Annotated in this window: 15 protein-coding genes and 1 pseudogene; 4 read left to right on the top strand and 12 right to left on the bottom strand. The window is 67.5% G+C overall.

All coding sequences use genetic code 11. From position 1 onward, the window contains the following. Nucleotides 1–23: 23 nt before the first annotated feature. The 7 genes from ABZ863_RS22940 to ABZ863_RS22910 all read right to left on the bottom strand — a co-directional run bounded on the left by ABZ863_RS22940 (nt 24) and on the right by ABZ863_RS22910 (nt 7,731). Nucleotides 24–860, bottom strand: coding sequence for a carbohydrate ABC transporter permease (locus tag ABZ863_RS22940; protein WP_358539008.1), 837 nt, complete (start codon nt 858–860; stop codon nt 24–26). Next, nucleotides 857–1,849, bottom strand: coding sequence for a sugar ABC transporter permease (locus tag ABZ863_RS22935; RefSeq protein ID WP_358539006.1), 993 nt, complete (start codon nt 1,847–1,849; stop codon nt 857–859). Before ABZ863_RS22935 ends, ABZ863_RS22940 begins: the two co-directional genes overlap by 4 nt. Beyond that, complete coding sequence (locus ABZ863_RS22930) at nt 1,846–3,147, bottom strand: extracellular solute-binding protein (RefSeq protein ID WP_358539003.1); 1,302 nt, start codon at nt 3,145–3,147, stop codon at nt 1,846–1,848. Before ABZ863_RS22930 ends, ABZ863_RS22935 begins: the two co-directional genes overlap by 4 nt. Before the next feature lie 75 nt (nt 3,148–3,222). Further along, nucleotides 3,223–3,864 (bottom strand): hypothetical protein, encoded by a 642-nt coding sequence (locus ABZ863_RS22925; protein WP_358539001.1) that lies wholly within the window; start codon nt 3,862–3,864, stop codon nt 3,223–3,225. A gap of 16 nt (nt 3,865–3,880) precedes the next feature. Further along, entirely contained in the window at nt 3,881–5,476 is a 1,596-nt protein-coding gene (locus ABZ863_RS22920) for an amidase family protein (RefSeq protein WP_358538999.1), read from the bottom strand. A gap of 84 nt (nt 5,477–5,560) precedes the next feature. After that, the gene (locus ABZ863_RS22915; RefSeq protein WP_358538997.1) at nt 5,561–6,475 is read right to left on the bottom strand and encodes a hypothetical protein; all 915 of its coding nucleotides are present in this window, start codon (nt 6,473–6,475) and stop codon (nt 5,561–5,563) included. A gap of 239 nt (nt 6,476–6,714) precedes the next feature. Next, the gene (locus ABZ863_RS22910) at nt 6,715–7,731 is read right to left on the bottom strand and encodes a hypothetical protein (RefSeq protein WP_358538995.1); all 1,017 of its coding nucleotides are present in this window, start codon (nt 7,729–7,731) and stop codon (nt 6,715–6,717) included. 312 nt (nt 7,732–8,043) lie between these two features. On the opposite strand from ABZ863_RS22910, the gene ABZ863_RS22905 reads away from it, so the two are divergent. After that, nucleotides 8,044–8,376: a YnfA family protein gene (locus ABZ863_RS22905; protein ID WP_358538992.1), complete on the top strand. Its 333-nt coding sequence runs from the start codon at nt 8,044–8,046 to the stop codon at nt 8,374–8,376. 10 nt (nt 8,377–8,386) lie between these two features. On the opposite strand, the pseudogene ABZ863_RS22900 reads toward ABZ863_RS22905, so the two are convergent. Then, nucleotides 8,387–8,710 (bottom strand): annotated as a pseudogene (locus ABZ863_RS22900) (cupredoxin domain-containing protein); the annotation flags it as partial. 38 nt (nt 8,711–8,748) lie between these two features. Further along, a complete protein-coding gene (efeU, locus tag ABZ863_RS22895; RefSeq protein WP_358538989.1) occupies nt 8,749–9,597 on the bottom strand; it encodes an iron uptake transporter permease EfeU in 849 nt (282 codons plus the stop codon). A gap of 454 nt (nt 9,598–10,051) precedes the next feature. Here efeU and ABZ863_RS22890 point away from each other — a divergent pair, with 454 nt between their 5' ends. Beyond that, nucleotides 10,052–11,884 (top strand): N-acetylmuramoyl-L-alanine amidase, encoded by a 1,833-nt coding sequence (locus tag ABZ863_RS22890; RefSeq protein ID WP_358538986.1) that lies wholly within the window; start codon nt 10,052–10,054, stop codon nt 11,882–11,884. A 140-nt stretch (nt 11,885–12,024) separates the two neighbouring features. Here the strand turns inward: ABZ863_RS22890 and ABZ863_RS22885 are convergent, their stop codons facing one another. Both ABZ863_RS22885 and ABZ863_RS22880 read right to left on the bottom strand, forming a co-directional pair. Then, entirely contained in the window at nt 12,025–12,699 is a 675-nt protein-coding gene (locus tag ABZ863_RS22885) for a permease prefix domain 1-containing protein (protein ID WP_358538983.1), read from the bottom strand. Beyond that, the gene (locus ABZ863_RS22880; RefSeq protein ID WP_358538981.1) at nt 12,696–13,019 is read right to left on the bottom strand and encodes a helix-turn-helix transcriptional regulator; all 324 of its coding nucleotides are present in this window, start codon (nt 13,017–13,019) and stop codon (nt 12,696–12,698) included. Before ABZ863_RS22880 ends, ABZ863_RS22885 begins: the two co-directional genes overlap by 4 nt. Nucleotides 13,020–13,104: 85 nt before the next feature. Here ABZ863_RS22880 and ABZ863_RS22875 point away from each other — a divergent pair, with 85 nt between their 5' ends. Both ABZ863_RS22875 and ABZ863_RS22870 read left to right on the top strand, forming a co-directional pair. Beyond that, nucleotides 13,105–13,563, top strand: a complete 459-nt coding sequence (locus ABZ863_RS22875; protein ID WP_358538978.1) for a hypothetical protein — start codon at nt 13,105–13,107, stop codon at nt 13,561–13,563. Beyond that, a complete protein-coding gene (locus tag ABZ863_RS22870; RefSeq protein WP_358538976.1) occupies nt 13,547–15,100 on the top strand; it encodes a multicopper oxidase domain-containing protein in 1,554 nt (517 codons plus the stop codon). Before ABZ863_RS22875 ends, ABZ863_RS22870 begins: the two co-directional genes overlap by 17 nt. 64 nt (nt 15,101–15,164) lie before the next feature. Here the strand turns inward: ABZ863_RS22870 and ABZ863_RS22865 are convergent, their stop codons facing one another. Continuing rightward, nucleotides 15,165–16,427, bottom strand: coding sequence for a phytase (locus tag ABZ863_RS22865; RefSeq protein WP_358538973.1), 1,263 nt, complete (start codon nt 16,425–16,427; stop codon nt 15,165–15,167). Nucleotides 16,428–16,564 lie beyond the last annotated feature (137 nt).

Below are 16,564 nucleotides of genomic sequence, written 5' to 3'. Positions count from 1 at the left end.
GAGATCCCTTCTGCAGAGTTGCTTCAGCTCTTGACGCCACCGGCCGTCAGGCCGGCGATCAGGTGCCGTTGGACGAGGAAGAAGACGACCGCGGCCGGCAGCATCACCAGCACCGAACTCGCGGTGAGCAGGCCCCACTCGGCCTTGAAGTCGCTGACGAACGTGGCCAACCCGACGGGCAGGGTGTAGTGGTCCTCGCTCTGCATGAACACCCCGGCGAAGGCGACCTCACCCCAGGCCGTGATGAACGAGTAGAACACGGTCACCGAGATGCCCGGCCTTGCCAGCGGAACGATCAACCGCCAGAAGGTGCCGAACGGGCTGAGGCCATCGATGCGCCCGGCCTCGTCGATCGACACCGGGATCGTGTCGAAGTAACCCTTGAGCATCCAGGCGCAGTACGGCACCGCGATCGTGCATTGCGCGAGGACGAGCCCGGCGTAGGAGTTCAGCAGGCCCAAACCGGAAAGCACGTTGTACAGCGGCACGATCAGCACCGCGGCCGGGAACATCTGGGTGATGAGGAACGTCCACATCAGCGGTCGTTGCCCTGGAAACCGCATCCGGGAAGCGGCGTAGCCCGCGGTGGCCGCGATCAGCACACCGAGCACGGTGGTGCAGGTCGCGACGATGAGCGAGTTGGCGAACCAGGTGAGGAACTGCGTGTCCCCGAGCACCTGCCCGTAGTTGCCGAGGCCAAGCGTGCCGAGCTCAGTCGGGCGTGCCCAGGTGTCCCTGTCGGTCTTCAGTGAAGTGAGTGCCACCCACGCGACCGGGAACACCGCGATCACGCTCGCAGCGATCAGCACCGTGTGCAGGCCGGTCGAGGCAAGCCTGCTGCGTGTCCCGCGTGCGCTCATCCCAGTACCTCGCTCGACTGCCGTTGCAACCAGCGGCGGTAGAAGAAGGCGAACATGACGAGCATCGATGCGATGAGCGCGCCGTAGGTCGCCGCGCCCGCGTAGTCGCGGATTCCCTGGAACGCCAGCTCGTAGGCCTCGGTGACGAGGATGTTCGTCGCCCCGCCCGGCCCGCCCCCGGTGAGCAGGGCGATCACCGGGAACTGGTTGAACGTCCAGATCGTGCCCAGCAGGATCACGGTGCCCGACACGGGACGCAGGCCTGGCAACGTGACGGCCCAAAACCGTTGCCAGGCTGTGGCACCGTCCACTTCGGCCGCTTCGTACAGTTCCTTCGGCACGGTCTGCAGGCCGCCGAGCAGGGCGACCATCATGAACGGCACACCGAGCCAGACGTTGACCATGATCACCGAGACCTTCGCGGCGAGCGGCTGGCCGAGCCAGTCCACACCGGCGATGCCGACCGCGTTCAGCACGGCGTTGAGCACACCGCCCTCGTCGTTGAGGATGAGCCGCCAGCCGAACGCGGCGACGAACGGGGGCACCGCCCACGGCAGGATGAGCAGCAGCCGGTACAGCGTGCGCATACGTAGCGCCCGGTTGAGCAGCAGGGCCAGTCCGAGGCCGATCGAATAGTGCAGCACGACGCAGATGACCGTCCACTGCACTGTCCACAGCAGACGTGGATAGAACGCGCCGTCGGCGCCGGAGAGTACATCGAGGTAGTTCCGGAACCCGACGAAGTCATACGTCGCCGGGATCTCGTTGACACCTATAGTGCGTCCGCTGGTGAACTCGGTGGCGTCGGTGAGTGACAGGTACACACCGTGCGCCAGTGGGTAGAGCACAAGGACCGACAGCACGAGCACGACCGGTGCCACCATCGCCCAGGCGTACCAGTACTTGCTGAGCAGGTCACGCATCCGCCGGCGGGGCGGCACCGGTGGCGGTGCCACGCCGGAGGGTGGCCGCAGCGTGGTGGTGGTCATGACTCGAACCCGGGAACGAAGCGCCTTGCCTTCTGCTGCGCATCGCGCAGACCGTCCGCAATGGATGCCTGGCCGCCGAGGATTCGTTCGTAGAAGGGCGTGACGAGGTTGTGCAGGTCCCCGGCGCCGGGCGCGCAGGGCCGGGGCAGCGCGGACGAGAGCGGTTCCCGGAAGGCTGCGATCACGGCGTTGCGCGCGACGTCGGGCCTGTCGTACGCGGACTTCCGGGTTGGCATGGTGTTGTTCTGTGTGGCCGCATACGCCTGGCTTTCCGTCGAGTTCATGAACTCGACGAACAGATACGAGGCGGCGAGGTTCGGCGAGCCGGCATAGACGACCAGGTTGTGCCCGCCGACCGGGCCGCCATGGCCCTCAGGGCCGGCGGGAACCGTTGCCACACCGAGGTTTCCGGGGTCGGCGAATGCGCGCCCGCTGAGCACATCCGGCACCGACCACGGGCCGTTGAGCATGATGCTGACCGTTCCGTTCTTGAAGCCGTTCAGCATGTTCGTATACTTGTTGGCGCTCGTGTCGGTGGCCCCGGTGCCGTCGGCCGTGAGCTGCTGCACCGTCTCGATCGCGGCGCTCACCTGTGGGCTGTCGATCGTGATCCGCTCGCTGTCCACGTCCACGAAATCGGCGCCTTCGCCGTAGATGAACGGCAACAGGAAGTAGGCGTCGGCATTGAGGAACACACCCGTGGTTCCCGGAACGGCCTGTTCGAGCTTCCGCGCGGCGGTCTCGAGATCTGCCCACGTCCTTGGTGGCTCGGTGATGCCCGCCTTGGCGAAGTGGTCCTTGTTGTAGAGGAGGGCGAGGGTGTCGGTGACCTCGGGAACGCCGTAGGTCCTGCCGTCGTAGACGTTGCTCTGCAAGGCCACCGGCAGGTAGTCGTCGGCGCCGGTCAGCGCAGGTGTGCCGTCGAGCGGTTGCAGGTAGCCGAGCGCGGCGAGGGTACTGGTCCAGCCCACTTCGGCGCGCATGACGTCGGGGGCGCCGTCACCGGCCTGCCCTGCGGTCCTGAACTTGTCGTCGGCACCGTCGAAGGGCACGTTGACGTAGTTGACGTCGATGTTCGGGTACTTCTGCTCGAAGCGGTCGACCAGTTCCCGGAACGCGGGCGCCTCGCTGGTCGCATCAGCGGTGTCCCACCAGGTGATGGTGCCGGAGACGGACTGCGGATTCGCCGCCGCCTTGCGGGCGGCGTCGCTCTGGTCACCGGCACTGTTGCCGCCGCAGGCGGCAACAGTGAGTGCGGTGAGGGCGGCCAGCGCCGCCAGCCTGCGTGAAGCTCTCATAGCTCTCCTCGTCGAGACCGGGTGCCGGAAGGTTAGCGAGGAGATGACACCGTTTGCAAGTTCTTGCAGAAACTTTCAGTCAGCTTTCAGGAGGTTATGCTCGGCGAACCAGTCGGCCACGGCGTCGGCCAGCTCGTCCACGCCGCGGCCGGTCACGTCGAGTTCCAGCAGAGGCAGCCGGCTGCGCCGCGCCGCGGCCCTGAGCTCGTCCTGCTCGTGCAGAAAGATGCCGAGGTCGTCGTACTGCGCGGGGTTGCCGGAGACACGCAGCCGTTGCTCGCGGGCGCGCGGGAAGGAATCCGCTTGTCGGCAGCACAACACGACCGCGAAACCCAGCGGGTGCAGTCGCTCCTCCAGCCAGTCGAAATCGAACCGGTGTCCGGAACGTGCCTGCTGGACCTGTGTGGACAGATGGAAGCGGTCGACGATCCAGGAGTAGTACCGGTGCAGCTCGAACAGTCGCACCCAGGTTCGGTACGCCTCCAGCACCGTCGGCTCGTACTCCGGCGGAAAGCTGATCAGGCTCGGCCCCCACGCCTCGTTCGTCAGCCCGCTCCACTCCGCCGACACCAGCGGCGAGTGGTACCGGTACTTACGCGGGCCGACGAACCGAGCGTGCTCGTTGAGGGCGAAGGCGAGGTCGGTCTTCTTGGTCAGCCGGGTGCCTTCGAAGATCACTTTGGGGCACAACGGCCGCAGCGCGGCGTTTGTGGACACCGCGCGATCATGGCAGCTAGCGCAATGCCGGCGTGCTCTCCGGTGGTGTGCGGTGTTCAGTGGCCTGCTCGTAGGCGTAGCCCATGCTCAGCAGCGCAGGCTCGGCGAACGGCTCGCCCAGCAGCTCCACGCCGACCGGAAGGCCGTCGGCGGTGAACCCGGCGGGAACGCTCAGCGCAGGGAAGCCGCTGTACCCCGCGAGCCTGCAGTTCAGATAGGACTGGGTCGTACCGATCACGGCTGGCGGTTCGCTGATCGTCGGGTAGACCAGTGCGTCGAGGTCGTGCTCTGCCATCAGCTCGGTGAGCTTCGCCTGCAGAATGTCGCGCTGGCGCAGCTTCTCGGTGTAGCTGGGGTTGGGCAGGGTGGGGCTGTCGACCCAGTTCCGCAACGTCGTGAGCACGCTCGGCGTGACCTGTCCCGACGTCGCGATGTCGGCGAGGGTGATCTCGCGGTACGGCGGCTCCAGCCGGGCGAGGTCGCGTGGCTTGCCGCGAGCCGCGTCGAGGTAGGCGTTGAGGTCACGCTCGAACTCGTCACGCACCCGGTTCGCTGCCGCGGCTGCGGCCATGATCTCCGGCTGCGGGCCGAGCTCGACGGACTCCGCGCCCAGCGCGGCCATGTCGTCGATGGCCGCGCGCACGAGTTCGTTCGTGTCCTGTGCGGCGTCTGTGGTTCCAAAGTAGTCGGTGAACACGCCGACTTTCTTGCCCTGCAAGGAATTATTCGTCATACCTGTGAGGTAACTGCGTGGGATGTTGCCCTTAGCTGCTGCGGTGACCGGGTCTTTGGGGTCGTAGCCGACGGTCGCGTCGAGGATCAGCGCGACATCACGTACCGAACCGGCAAGCGGGCCCGCGGTGTCCTGGGTGCTGGCGAGTGGGGCGACACCGTCCCGGCTGGACAGTCCCAGCGTCGGCCGCAACCCGACGAGATTGTTGTGCGCCGCGGGAATCCGGATCGACCCGCACGTGTCGCTGCCCATGCCCGCCGGCGCGAACGACGCGGCCACCGCGGCGCCGGTGCCACCACTCGACCCACCCGGAATTCGTTGCTGGTCATAGGGATTGCGGGTCTGCCCGCCGAGCGAGCTGATCGTGGTGATGTTCATGGCGAACTCATGCAGGTTCGTCTTGGCGAGAATGATCGCGCCCGCGTCGCGCAGCTTGCGGATCTGCGTCGCGTCGTCGCGCGGATACAGGTCGCGCAGGGCCACCGAGCCGCTGGTGGTTGGCATGCCCACCGTGTCGAAGTTGTCCTTCACGACGATGGGAATGCCGTGCAGCGGGCCGCGGGTGCGGCCGGACCTGCGCTCGGCGTCCAGCCGGGCGGCCTCGGCGCGGGCGTGCCGGTTGACCGTGATCACGGCATTGACGCCGGGCTGATCACCGTAGGCGTCCTCGTAGGCCTCGATCCGCTGCAGGTAGGAGTCGACCAGTTGCACCGAGGTGACCTTGCGCTGCGTGAGCAAGGTGTGCGCCTCGGCGACGCCGAGCCCGACCACGTCGACGGCGGTCGGTGCCGGACGCGCGGCGTGCGCCGGGGCGGTGAGCAGGGCGGCTGGCAAGGCCGCCGCAACGAGCAGCAGACCCAGGCGTCGACGTACCGACATTGGTGACCCCTTTCGTTTGGGCAACGAAAGGCTACGTTTGGTCTGTAACACCCGTATTTCCCTAGGTCAACTTCTGAGGTGGGGTCAGGCGACGGCGGCGGCGTTGTAGACGGATTGGATGGTCGAGCCGAAGTACGGGCCGTACATCGTGTTCGGATCGAACGTGTACTTGAAGCTGTTGACGGAGTTCAGCCTGCCGCCGTTGAGCCAGCCACCCCCGGAGGAGCCGCCGGTCATGTCGCACGTGATGCCCTGCGTGGTCGAACCGCCGATCGTGTCCGCCCGCGCGGTACTGGTGCAGGAGTACAGCGACTGACCATTGAACGGCGGCGCCGCCGGGTAACCGTAGGAGGTGTAGGTCAGCCCGCGCGCCAGGTTGAAGGCGATCGGGTAGGAGCCGACCACATCGGTGAGGCTCTGCCCGCTGGCGTTCTCGTTCATGACGGCGAACCCGACGTCGTAGTTGAAGTCGCCCGAGTTGGCCCACGCCGAGGAGGTGTAAAGCCGCTCGGCGGTCCAGGTGCCGTACGGCCGGGAACCGTTGTTGTACGCGGGAACGAACGCGAAGTTGGTCGCGAACGCGCCGGGCCCCTCGTTGAGGCAGTGTCCTGCCGTGGTCACCACGTCGCGGTTGGAGCTGGTCGTCGCCGTGCCGGAGCAGACGTAGTTCTGCCCGCCGAGCGTGAAGAACACCTTGCCCAGCTGCGGTCGCGGGTTCTCGGGGATCGCGCTGGCTCGCGCTTTCGGCGTGAGGAGGGTCTTCAGCTCCGTTGTGATCTCGGCCAGGAGCGCCTCGGCAGGCAGTGCCGAGGCCATCCGTGCCGGTGTCCAGTACTCCTCGATCCGATCTTGCTCGCTCGCCGTGGTCGCGGCACGCTGGCTGACCGCGACGCTGGTGGTATCCGCTGTGGGCGTCGCGACGGCGGGGCCGGCCAGTGCCACCGATCCGCCGACCAAGGCCAGACCCGCGATCAGGAACCGAATGAGAGGTCTCTTCATGGCGATCTCTCCTGATGGTGTGAAAATCACCGAGCAGGGTTGACGGTGATAGCGGCGAACGCTAAGTGGTCGCCGATCTCTCAGGGAGACTTGAAGTTTCCTCGCCAGTCGGTTATGGATTCACCGAATATTGGTCTAGATCACCCGCGAGGCGTACGACTATCGGCGGGGGCGAAGTCCCCACCCGGGACCCAAGCAGGTGGTTGAGACCAATAACGTGATCGCCGCGCTCCTCGCGGTCAGTCGGCTGAGGGCTCCTCGTCAGCGAGGTACGGGTGCAGGGCCGGCGAATCGGTCAGGTGCGGGTGTGGCCGGAACCAATCCATGACGTCGGTGTCCGGGTCCGCCGAGGCGTAGAGCGCCTCGTGGTCGCGGTTTTCGAAAGCGCGCTCGTCGAAGAGGCCGAACATGGCGGCCACCCTGTCCTCGTCGAGTACCTCGGCCAGGTCCAGCTCGATCTCCGCGCGCGACTTCGCGATGTGCAACGCCAGTGCTTCGGCCGTCGACAGCGGCGCCGTCCAGCCGGTCTGGGTGAGCCGGTGCCCGAGAATCACGGCGGCGACGAGGAACTGCTTGGCGAACAGTGCGGTGTAGCCATCGGCGTACTGCTGCGGCAGCTCGTCGAGCACCCACAGCGCGTCGACCTCGTCGGCGGTGGTGTCCTCGTCCTCCAGCAGCTGGATGTCACCGAACAGCTCGTCGGTGAGCATCTCGATGCCGTGCATGAGTGCACCGGCGACGTAGCCGGCGTCGTCGATGCTGATGTCGCCACCTTCGACGTACCCGAAGGCGTCCAGGTCGAAGGCGCGCAGATAGCCGGCCGCTTCGAGGAGCCGCGCCTGCCGCTCCGCGAGCTCGTGTTCGGTGAGCAGCGGGCCGCCCGCCTCGATGCCCGGCTCCTCGGTGGCCGCCAGCGCGCTCTCCAGCTGGTCGTCGGTCGCGGTCACCGCGCAGTGCTTGACTTGCCAGCCGGCGAGGAGCTCGGTCTCCTCCAGCAGTTGTTCCAGCACGGCGTGCGTGGCGTCCTCGGCGAACACCAGTGCGGGGGCGTCCAGTAGCCAGCTCACGTTCGCGCCGCCGAGGTGGGCGTGCACCGAATGCTCGACCGGGGTGATCTCGACACCATCCGGACCCTCGATGCTCGAGAGCCGGTTCAGCCGGGTGTCCAGTAGCGCCACCACTCCCGCCTGCTGGAGCGGGTCCAGGTCCGCGGTGTCGGCGGGTGCGGTGAGTTCGGCCGTGAGTTGGTACTCCACGATGCGCAGTGTGACACGCGGTGATCGCGGTTGTGGTGCCAGGCCGAGTTTCACCGCCGCGCCGTCGTCACATAGCGAAACCGGCATGGGTCACTCGGGTAGTGGTGTCGTGTGTGCAGCGCTGCTCCCTACCGTGAGTTGCCGAAGGGTGGTGATCCGCGATGAGTGGATGCGGTTGCTGTGGTTCCTGTTCCGGCCCGGCCTGTGGTTGCTGCGGGAAGTGCTGAACCAGAGGTGAACTGACGCACGCCGCCGCGAACCACGACGGGTCGCGGCGGCCGCGTCCGTTCGGCGCGGATACGGTCAGCTCCCATGACGACCGTGCGTTCCGTGGTGTTGTTCGTGCTCGCCGCCCTCACCGAGATCGGCGGTGCATGGCTGGTCTGGCAGGGTGTGCGCGAGCATCGCGGACTGCTCTGGGTGGCCGCGGGCGTGATCTCGCTCGGTATTTACGGCTTCGTGGCGACGTTTCAGCCGGACGCCAATTTCGGCAGGGTCCTGGCCGCCTACGGCGGGATTTTCGTGGCGGGCTCGCTGGCGTGGGGCATGGTCGTGGACAAGTTCCAGCCCGACCGGTGGGACTACGCCGGCGCCGCGCTGTGCCTCGTCGGTGTCGCCGTGATCATGTACGCGCCGCGTTCGTAACCGGCGCCTATCCGGTCACCTGGAAGTCGCCGCGGATGCCCTCGCCTGCCATACCCGGCTTGCATGCGGTCTGGTAGGTCCCTGCAGCCGGCACCTGGACCGTGAGCTGACGGGTAAGGCCCGGCGCGATGTTCTCGACCTCGCCGATGGTCCGGTCGCCCGCGGCGTAGAAGTAGAACTCGGTCACCTGGGTGCCCTTGTTGTTCACCTCGAAGGTCACCGTGCCGGTCTTAGCGGTCGTCGTCGAGACCGAGCACGCGCTGTCGGTCGCCTCGACGGGGATCGCACCGCCACCGGTGGCCGCCTCGTTGCCACACGCGGCGAGGGTGAGCAGGACGACGCTCCCGGCGAGGGCGGCGAGGGACTTGTTGATCACGAACTCTCCTTGACGGCCTCGGCGGGCTTGGACTCCTCGGGCCGACGGACCGGCCGGAGGAACAGGGGCAGCACGACCGCGACATACGCAGCCCAGGCCACCGCTTGCAGGACGGTCGTCTGCTGCGAGTAGTTGAAGATGCCCTTGAGCAGCGTGCCGTACCAACTGCCCTCGGGGATCGCCGCCGAGGTGTCGAAGGCGAGTACGCGCAGCCCCGGCAGGAATCCGGCTTCCTGCAAGTCGTGCAGACCGTAGGCGAGCACGCCTGCGGCGACGAAGACCAGCAGAACGCCGGTGATGGTGAAGAACCGGCCGAGATCGAACCGGACGGCGCCACGGTAGAGCAGGTAGGCCAGCGCGATGGCGACGACGATGCCGAGGCCGAAACCGAGCAGTGGCTCCGCGGTTCCGCCCTGCGCCGTCTCCACCGCGGCGTAGAAGAACACCGCGGTCTCCAGTCCTTCGCGGCCCACCGCGAGGAAGGCGAGCAGGAGCACGGCAAGCGGGCCCACCTTGAGCGCATCGGAGAGCTTGCCGCGCAGTTCGGCGGCGATGGTCCGCGATGCCTTGCGCATCCAGAAGATCATCCCGGTGACGAAGCCGACCGCGACGATCGACAGTGTGCCGCCGAGTAGTTCCTGTTGCTCGAACGACAGTTGCGCGGTGCTGTACGTGAGAATCGCGCCCACCGTGACGGACAACACGGCGGCGACGGACACGCCGAGCCACACCCAGCGCAACGCGTGCCTGCGGTCCGTTCGGACCAGGAACGCGACCAGGATGCTGACCACCAAGGCCGCTTCGAGCCCTTCGCGAAGCCCGATCAGTGTGCTGGAGAAAAGCATGTCGAGCCTCCTCGCCGAACGGATCTCTCGACGTAGGTTTTAGGTAAGCCTCACCTGAAAGTCCAGCGGTCAAAAGATCATCTGACCTGCGCAGATGGGCAAACAGGACGAGTCGCCGGGCAAGGCGAGCCTTACCGCAGCTCACGCCTTTGGTAACGAATTGGTGACGAAAATCCGACTTATGCTCGTCGATGACGAGGCGAACTCGCTGTGTAGCGATTTGCCAACTGTGCCAACAGTTCGTGATCGTCCACGGCAGACGAAAGTATCTTTGCCATGCCACGTTCGTGGGTTAATCTCCGCGGGCCGCTATTCGCGGATCATCCTTACCTTTCGTTCAGGCTATGGGGGTTCAGTGCGTCCTCGGTGGGTCACCGCTGTCGTTATCGCCTTACCGCTGGGGTTGATCCCAGTGGTGTCCAACGCCGCTCCGCCAGCGGGGAAACCGGCCTCGGTGAAGCCGGTCATCGAGAAGGTCCGGCTCGCCGATGCGCCCGGCGTCGCGCGGACTGCGGGTGTGCGCGAGATCCAGGCCGACAAGCCGTTCGCCGTGGCTGCGCTGCGGTGGTCCGGCCCCGCGCCGGACCTGATCGAGGTGCAGGCGCAGCAGGTCGACGGCAGCTGGAGCGACTGGACCGAGCTGGAGCCGCTCGACGGGCTCGACAAGGGCAAGAAAGGCCAGAGCAACGGCAGCGAGCCGGTGTGGGTCGGCGACTCGACGGCCCTGCGGGTACGGGCCGAGCGCGGTGGGTCGCCCGCGCCGGCGACGGAACTGTCCGCCGTACTGATCGACCCCGGTCACAGCACCGGTGACGACATCGCGCCGCGCGCCGCCGCTGGATCGGCGATGCCGACCGTCATCAGTCGCGCGGGCTGGGCCGCCGACGAGTCGATCCGCACCGAGTGTTACGCCAGGCAGGGCATCGGCGCCGAGTACAGCCCCACCGTCAAGGCGGCGACGCTGCACCACACCGCATCCAGCAACGACTACACCGCGGCGGACTCGGCCCGGCTGATGCGTGGCTTCTACGCCTACCACGCGCAGGATCTGGACTGGTGCGACATCGGCTACAACGTGCTCGTCGACAAGTTCGGTCAGATCTTCGAGGGACGTTTCGGCGGGCTCGACCGCCCCGTGTGGGGCGCGCATGCCGGCGGCTTCAACAAGTTCACCGTCGGCGTCTCGATGATCGGCACCTACACCGACGTCGCACCCAGCGCTGAGCAGCTGGAGTCCGTGTCGAAGTTCGTGGCGTGGAAGTTCTCCCGTGGCTATCGCGATCCCAATGGCACCGTCACGCTCACCGCGGGCGCCGGCAGCGGGAAGTACACCGAGGGCACCGATGTCACGCTGCCGACGATCTACGGCCACCGCGACGTCGGCACCACCGTGTGCCCCGGTGATCTCGGCTACGCGCAGTTGGCGCTCATCCGCCAGCGCGTCGCCGAGCTGATGGGCGACTGGACGGCCAGCCCGATTTACCAGTACTGGACGACCTCCGGCGCCGATGCCGGAGCGCTGCAGGGCGTCTACCGGCTCGAGCAGGAAGCGGCCGCGGGCGGTCTGCGCACCACGTTCGCCACGGATGCCAAGTCCGTGTACTGGTCCGCCGGTACGGGAGCGCACTCCGTCGAGGGCTCCATCCGCAACACCTGGGCGCGGTTCGGCAGCGAGGCGGGGCACCTCGGTTACCCGAAGACGGACGAGCTGCGCACGCCGGACAGCCGCGGCCGCTACAACCACTTCACGGGCGGCTCCGTGTACTGGACGTCCACGACCGGCGCCCACGAGATCCGCGGTTCGATCAAGACCAAGTGGGGCCAGTTGGGCTGGGAGCGCAGCCCGCTCGGCTACCCGACGTCCGATGAGGGCACGACGCCCGACCGCGTCGGCCGCTACAACCACTTCGAGCGCGGTTCGGTCTACTGGACCTCGTCCACCGGCGCGCACGCCGTGTACGGCTCCATCAAGTCGAAGTGGGCGAAGCTCGGCTGGGAGCGCGGCACGCTCCGGTACCCGTCGACCGACGAACTCGGTACGCCGGACCGCCGCGGCCGCTACAACCACTTCACCGGCGGTTCGGTGTACTGGACGCCGACGACCGGCGCGAACGCGATCTTTGGCGCCATCAAGTCGAAGTGGGGTTCGCTGGGCTGGGAGCGGTCCAGGCTGGGTTACCCGACCAGTGACGAGTTCGCGATCCCGGGTGGCCGCCGCAGCAACTTCGAGCACGGCTACATCACCTGGAACGCCTCGACCAAAGCGGTCACCGTCCGCTACTACTGAGGATCGACACCGCCGTCCAGCGGGCGCAACGCCCGCTGGACGGCGGTGTCAGCTCAGCCAGCTGCGCGCCGACGATGTGCTCGATGACGCTACGGCGGCGACAGGGATACCCAGCCCACCAACCTGAGCCGGCAGCTCGGCTAGGCGATGCGGGCGAGTCGGCCCAGCAGCAGGCAGCGGTGCCCGCTCACCCCGACCCAGATCGCGACGCTGACGGTGGTGAGGAAAACGCCGATGGCCAGAGGTGTGTCGTACAGCCCCTCGTCCGGCCAGTCGTTCACCAGGTTCAGCAGGATGCTTCCGCCGCCGATGGAGACCAGCGTGCACAGCGCGAGGAAGCCGATGCCCCTGGTCACGCGGTCCGGATCGACGCCGCGCCGGGCGCCGAGGCTCAGCCGGGCGCGGGCCAGGAGGCTGCCGGCGGCGGCAGTCAGCGACAGCACGTCGATCAGGTCGGCCAGCAGCGTCGTGGCCGTGGTGGCCTGCGCGTGGGCTGTTGCCGGATCGCCCGCCCATATCTGGTCCCACAGCAGCATGAGCATGGGAAACGCGATCGCCATCCGCGCGGCGGCGAAGCGGCCATAGCGGGCGGCGAGCTCGGCCTGTAGCTCCGCGGCGACGTGGCGCGGGTCGCCGAAGTCCGCGACCGCCCTGAACTGGGCCTCGGCGAGTGGGAGCCCTGCGTCGCGGTAACCCTCGACCGCATCCGCGAGCCCGTCGTGAACCTCGCGCACCATCTCGGCGCGCGCCCGGCGTGGACCGCGCAAGGACCGCTGGAGCGTCCTGATCGTCGCCGTTACCGGGTCGGCCGTCATGTCGTACCTCCCAGCACGCTGCCCACAATCCCGCTGAACCGGATCCACTCCGAGCGGCGCCGCACCAGCTCCTGGCGACCGGCCCGGCTGAGCGTGTAGGTACGCCGTTTGCGGCCGCCGACCGTGCTCCACGAACCGTCGATCCAGTGTGCGCGTTCGAGCCTGCGCAGTGCGGGGTAGACCGTGCCGGTCGGCATGTCCAATGTGCCGCCACTGCGCCGGTGCAACGCCTCGATGATCCCGTAGCCGTGCAACGGCTCGTCTTCGAGTACAGCGAGCAGCATGCCGTCCAGATGCCCGCGGATCGCATCGGGGTTCACAGGTAGGAAGTCTACGCATATTTTCAGGGTTTTCTCCGGGACGTCCCGGATTTATAAGTAGGCTGTCTACCTATAAGGTCGAGCCGTGAACGCAACCACTGAGCCGGCGAGCACCCATCCGGTGCGCACGCTCCTGCTGCTGAGGGCCACGGTCGTCCTCGGCACGATCTGTGTGCTCGCGCAGCCGGTGCTCGCCGGTGGCTACCTGTCGGGCACCTTCGACTTCCTCGGCTACCACGAGTCGAACGCGCACATCATCAGCGGGCTGTTGGTGCTCCAGGCAGCCGCCGGAGTCGCGTACCTGGTGGCGGGGCGCGGATCGGCAATCCCGCTGGTCTTCACCGTCGTGCAGTTCGCCGCGGTGGGGCTGCAGACCGGTATGGGCTACAGCAGGCAGCTCGCCGTGCACATCCCGCTGGGAGTCTTCATCGTGCTCATGTCATTGCACCTGTGCGTCTGGGTCTTCCGGCCGGTGGCGCGACTGTCGCGAATGGACCGCAAGGCCCAGAGGAAACAGGAGACGGCGCATGAGCCTGTCGCGTAGGGGATTTCTGAGCCTGGTCGGCGCCGGTGCGGTCGCGGTTGGCCTCGCCGGTTGCGGTGACGCGGGTGCCGGTCAGACCGCGGACCTGTTACGCAGCAGCATCCCGCTGCCACCGCGGTTCCGCGTGCCACTACCGATCCCGGCGGTGAAGAAGCCCACGCGGTCCGACGGGCAGGCCGACTACTACGACATCGTCCAACGGCAGGCCGTCCTGGAGATCGTGCCGGGGTACCGCACCCCGATCTTCGGTTACGACGGCACGTTCCCCGGCCCGACCATCCGCTCCCGATCGGGCCGCACGGCCGTCGTGACACACCGCAACGAGCTGCCCGTGCCGACCGTGGTGCACCTGCATGGCGGCCACACTCCGCCGGAGCACGACGGCTACCCCGTCGACCTGGTGTACCCCGTCGGCGGGCAGGCCGGCGGGCATGGCCAGCACGGTCAGCACGCCGCGATGACCGGTGACACCCGGCAGGGCAGTCGCGAGTACGTGTACCCGCTGGCCCAGCCTGCCGCCACGCTCTGGTACCACGACCACCGGATGGATTTCACCGCGCCGCAGGTGTGGCGCGGGCTCGCCGGTTTCCACCTCATCGATGACGAGGTGAGCGATGGTCTTCCGCTGCCGCACGGGGAACGGGACATCCCGCTGATGATCTGTGACCGCGCGTTCAACGAGGACGGCTCGCTCCTGTACCCGGCGCTCGATCCGAGTCTGCAGACCACGCCCGGCGTACAGGACGACTACATGGAAGGCGTCATGGGCGACGTCATTCTGGTGAACGGTGCGCCATGGCCGACGCTGGAGGTCGACGCGGCGCGGTACCGCTTCCGCATCCTCAACGCGTCCAATGCGCGGCGTTACGGGCTCGTGCTGGACGCGGCGCCCGATGGCGGCGGCTTCGTGCAGATCGGCTCCGATGCGGGCCTGCTCGCCGCGCCGGTGACGCAGGACCGGCTCGACGCCGCACCGGGGGAACGGTTCGAGGTGGTGGTCGACTTCGCGCGCTACCCGGTAGGTACCGAGGTGGTGTTACGCAACCAACTGGGCGCCGGATCGACCGCGGAGGTCATGCGTTTCGTGGTCGCTCGCAAGGCGTCCGACGACAGCACCGTTCCGCGCACGCTGGCCGAGATCGAACCGCTGCCACACACCACGGCACGAGTGCACCGGGAGTGGCGCTTCAGCCGGGGAATCGTCAACGGTCACCGGGGCTGGACGATCAACGGCAGGGCCTTCGATCCCGGCCGGATGGACGCGCGCCCGAAGCTCGGCGAGGTCGAGATCTGGCGCCTGTTCACGGATCTGCACCACCCCGTGCACATCCACCTGTCGCCGTTTCAGGTCATCGGTCGCAGTGGCGGCGGTCCCGGTCGCCTCGACGCGGGCTGGAAGGACACAGTGGACGTTCGGCCGGCGGAGTTCGTTGACGTGGCGGTGCGTTTCGACGGCTACGCCGGAAAGTATCTACTGCACTGCCACAACCTCGAGCACGAGGACATGGCCATGATGGCGGCCTTCGAGGCCGTATGACCGGAGATGGGTGCCCGTCCGCGCACGGGGCGCGGACGGGCACTGGGCAGGGATCAGGCAGGGATCAGCGCAGGCCGACCGCGGTGGTCACCTCGCGCAGGTCGAGGAACTTGTAGTTCGATCCCTCCCTGCCGTCGACCTGCGGGTCGTCGTAGCCGTCGTGGACGACCAGCAGACCGTTCGGGTAGCGGTCGCCGAGCGGTTCGTTCAACACGGCCGCACCGTCGCAGTCCTCGGCGCCGTCGATCACCGATCCCGGTGCGACCCGGAAACCGCCCTTGTACTTGTTGTCGTGACGGCCGTACACGGCGAAGGTGTTGTCGCCCTGGCTGGAAACCAGCAGATAGCCCTGACCGTTGCGCTGGTACATGATGGTCAGTCCCTCGACGTCGGCGGTGAGGACCTTGCCGCCGTAGCCGGGGTCGGCGCCGAAGGTGCATTCCCCGGTTTCGGGGTCCTGGGTGTAGGCAACGCCGAAGTCGTGCACCTTGTCGATCAGCTTGGGGCGGCCGGTGAAGTCGGTCTTCAGCCGCCAGACGCCGACGTCCTCCTGCCCGACGTAGAGCACGCCCGCGGCCGGGTCGGCGACCATGCCCTCGGCCTGGGGCTCCTCACCCGGGTCCTCGCACGGGGTCCAGGTGGTGCCGCCCGGCAACGGAAACTCGGACGGCAGTTGCAGCGTGCGCACCTTGGCGTAGCCCACGTTGCCCGACCTGGTCGGTGTGAGCTCGAGCAGCGCGAGCGTGGCACGGCCAGCCTGGGTCGCGGCGGCGAAGATGCGGCCCGACGCCCGGTCCCGCCACGCCGCGAGGCCGTACGCGGTGGTTTCCGCATTGACCTCGGCCTGGTTCGCGGAGAAAATCCGCGGCGCAGCCGCCGGATCGGTGACCTCCTTGAGCGGGCCGCTGGCCCGGTTGGGGTCGATCCGGTAGATACGCAGCGTGTCGAACCCGCGGTCGCTGACGACGGCGTAGTCGCCGACGATGTCCACGTTGTTGATCCGGCCCGGTGCGTCGTCGGGGCCCGGCGCGGGCGCGGCGGGGATGGATTGGACCTCGCGGGCATCGAGGTCGTACACCCTGAGGCCGCCTTCCTTGGCGGTGGCGACGACGAGGCTGCGGTCGGGATTCCTGGGGTTGCGCCAGATGGCCGGATCGTCCGCACTCGCGTTGCCACCGGCTTCGTCGTCGAAAACGGCTGGGGTCTCCGCCTTCGCGTACACGTCGACGAGGTCCTTGTGGGCAGCCTGCGCGGGCAGGGCCGCCAGTGCGGTGACGGTGAGCGCGGCCAGAGCCGCGCCGACCGTCGTACCGTGTGATTTACGCATGCGCCGCCTTCCTGGAGGAAATGGGAACAAATCCGCAAGATGTCGGTTTCAGGTGAATTCGCGACGGCAGCGGAGTTTCGCCAACCAGGTGAGCGGGTGAACAGATTCCGGCGGTCAACTGTCCAATGACGACAATC

This window comes from Saccharomonospora sp. NPDC046836, assembly GCF_040645195.1.
Taxonomy (GTDB): domain Bacteria; phylum Actinomycetota; class Actinomycetes; order Mycobacteriales; family Pseudonocardiaceae; genus Prauserella_A.
The sequence above is the reverse complement of the archived record's forward strand: the minus strand, read 5'-3'. Positions and strand labels throughout refer to the sequence as shown.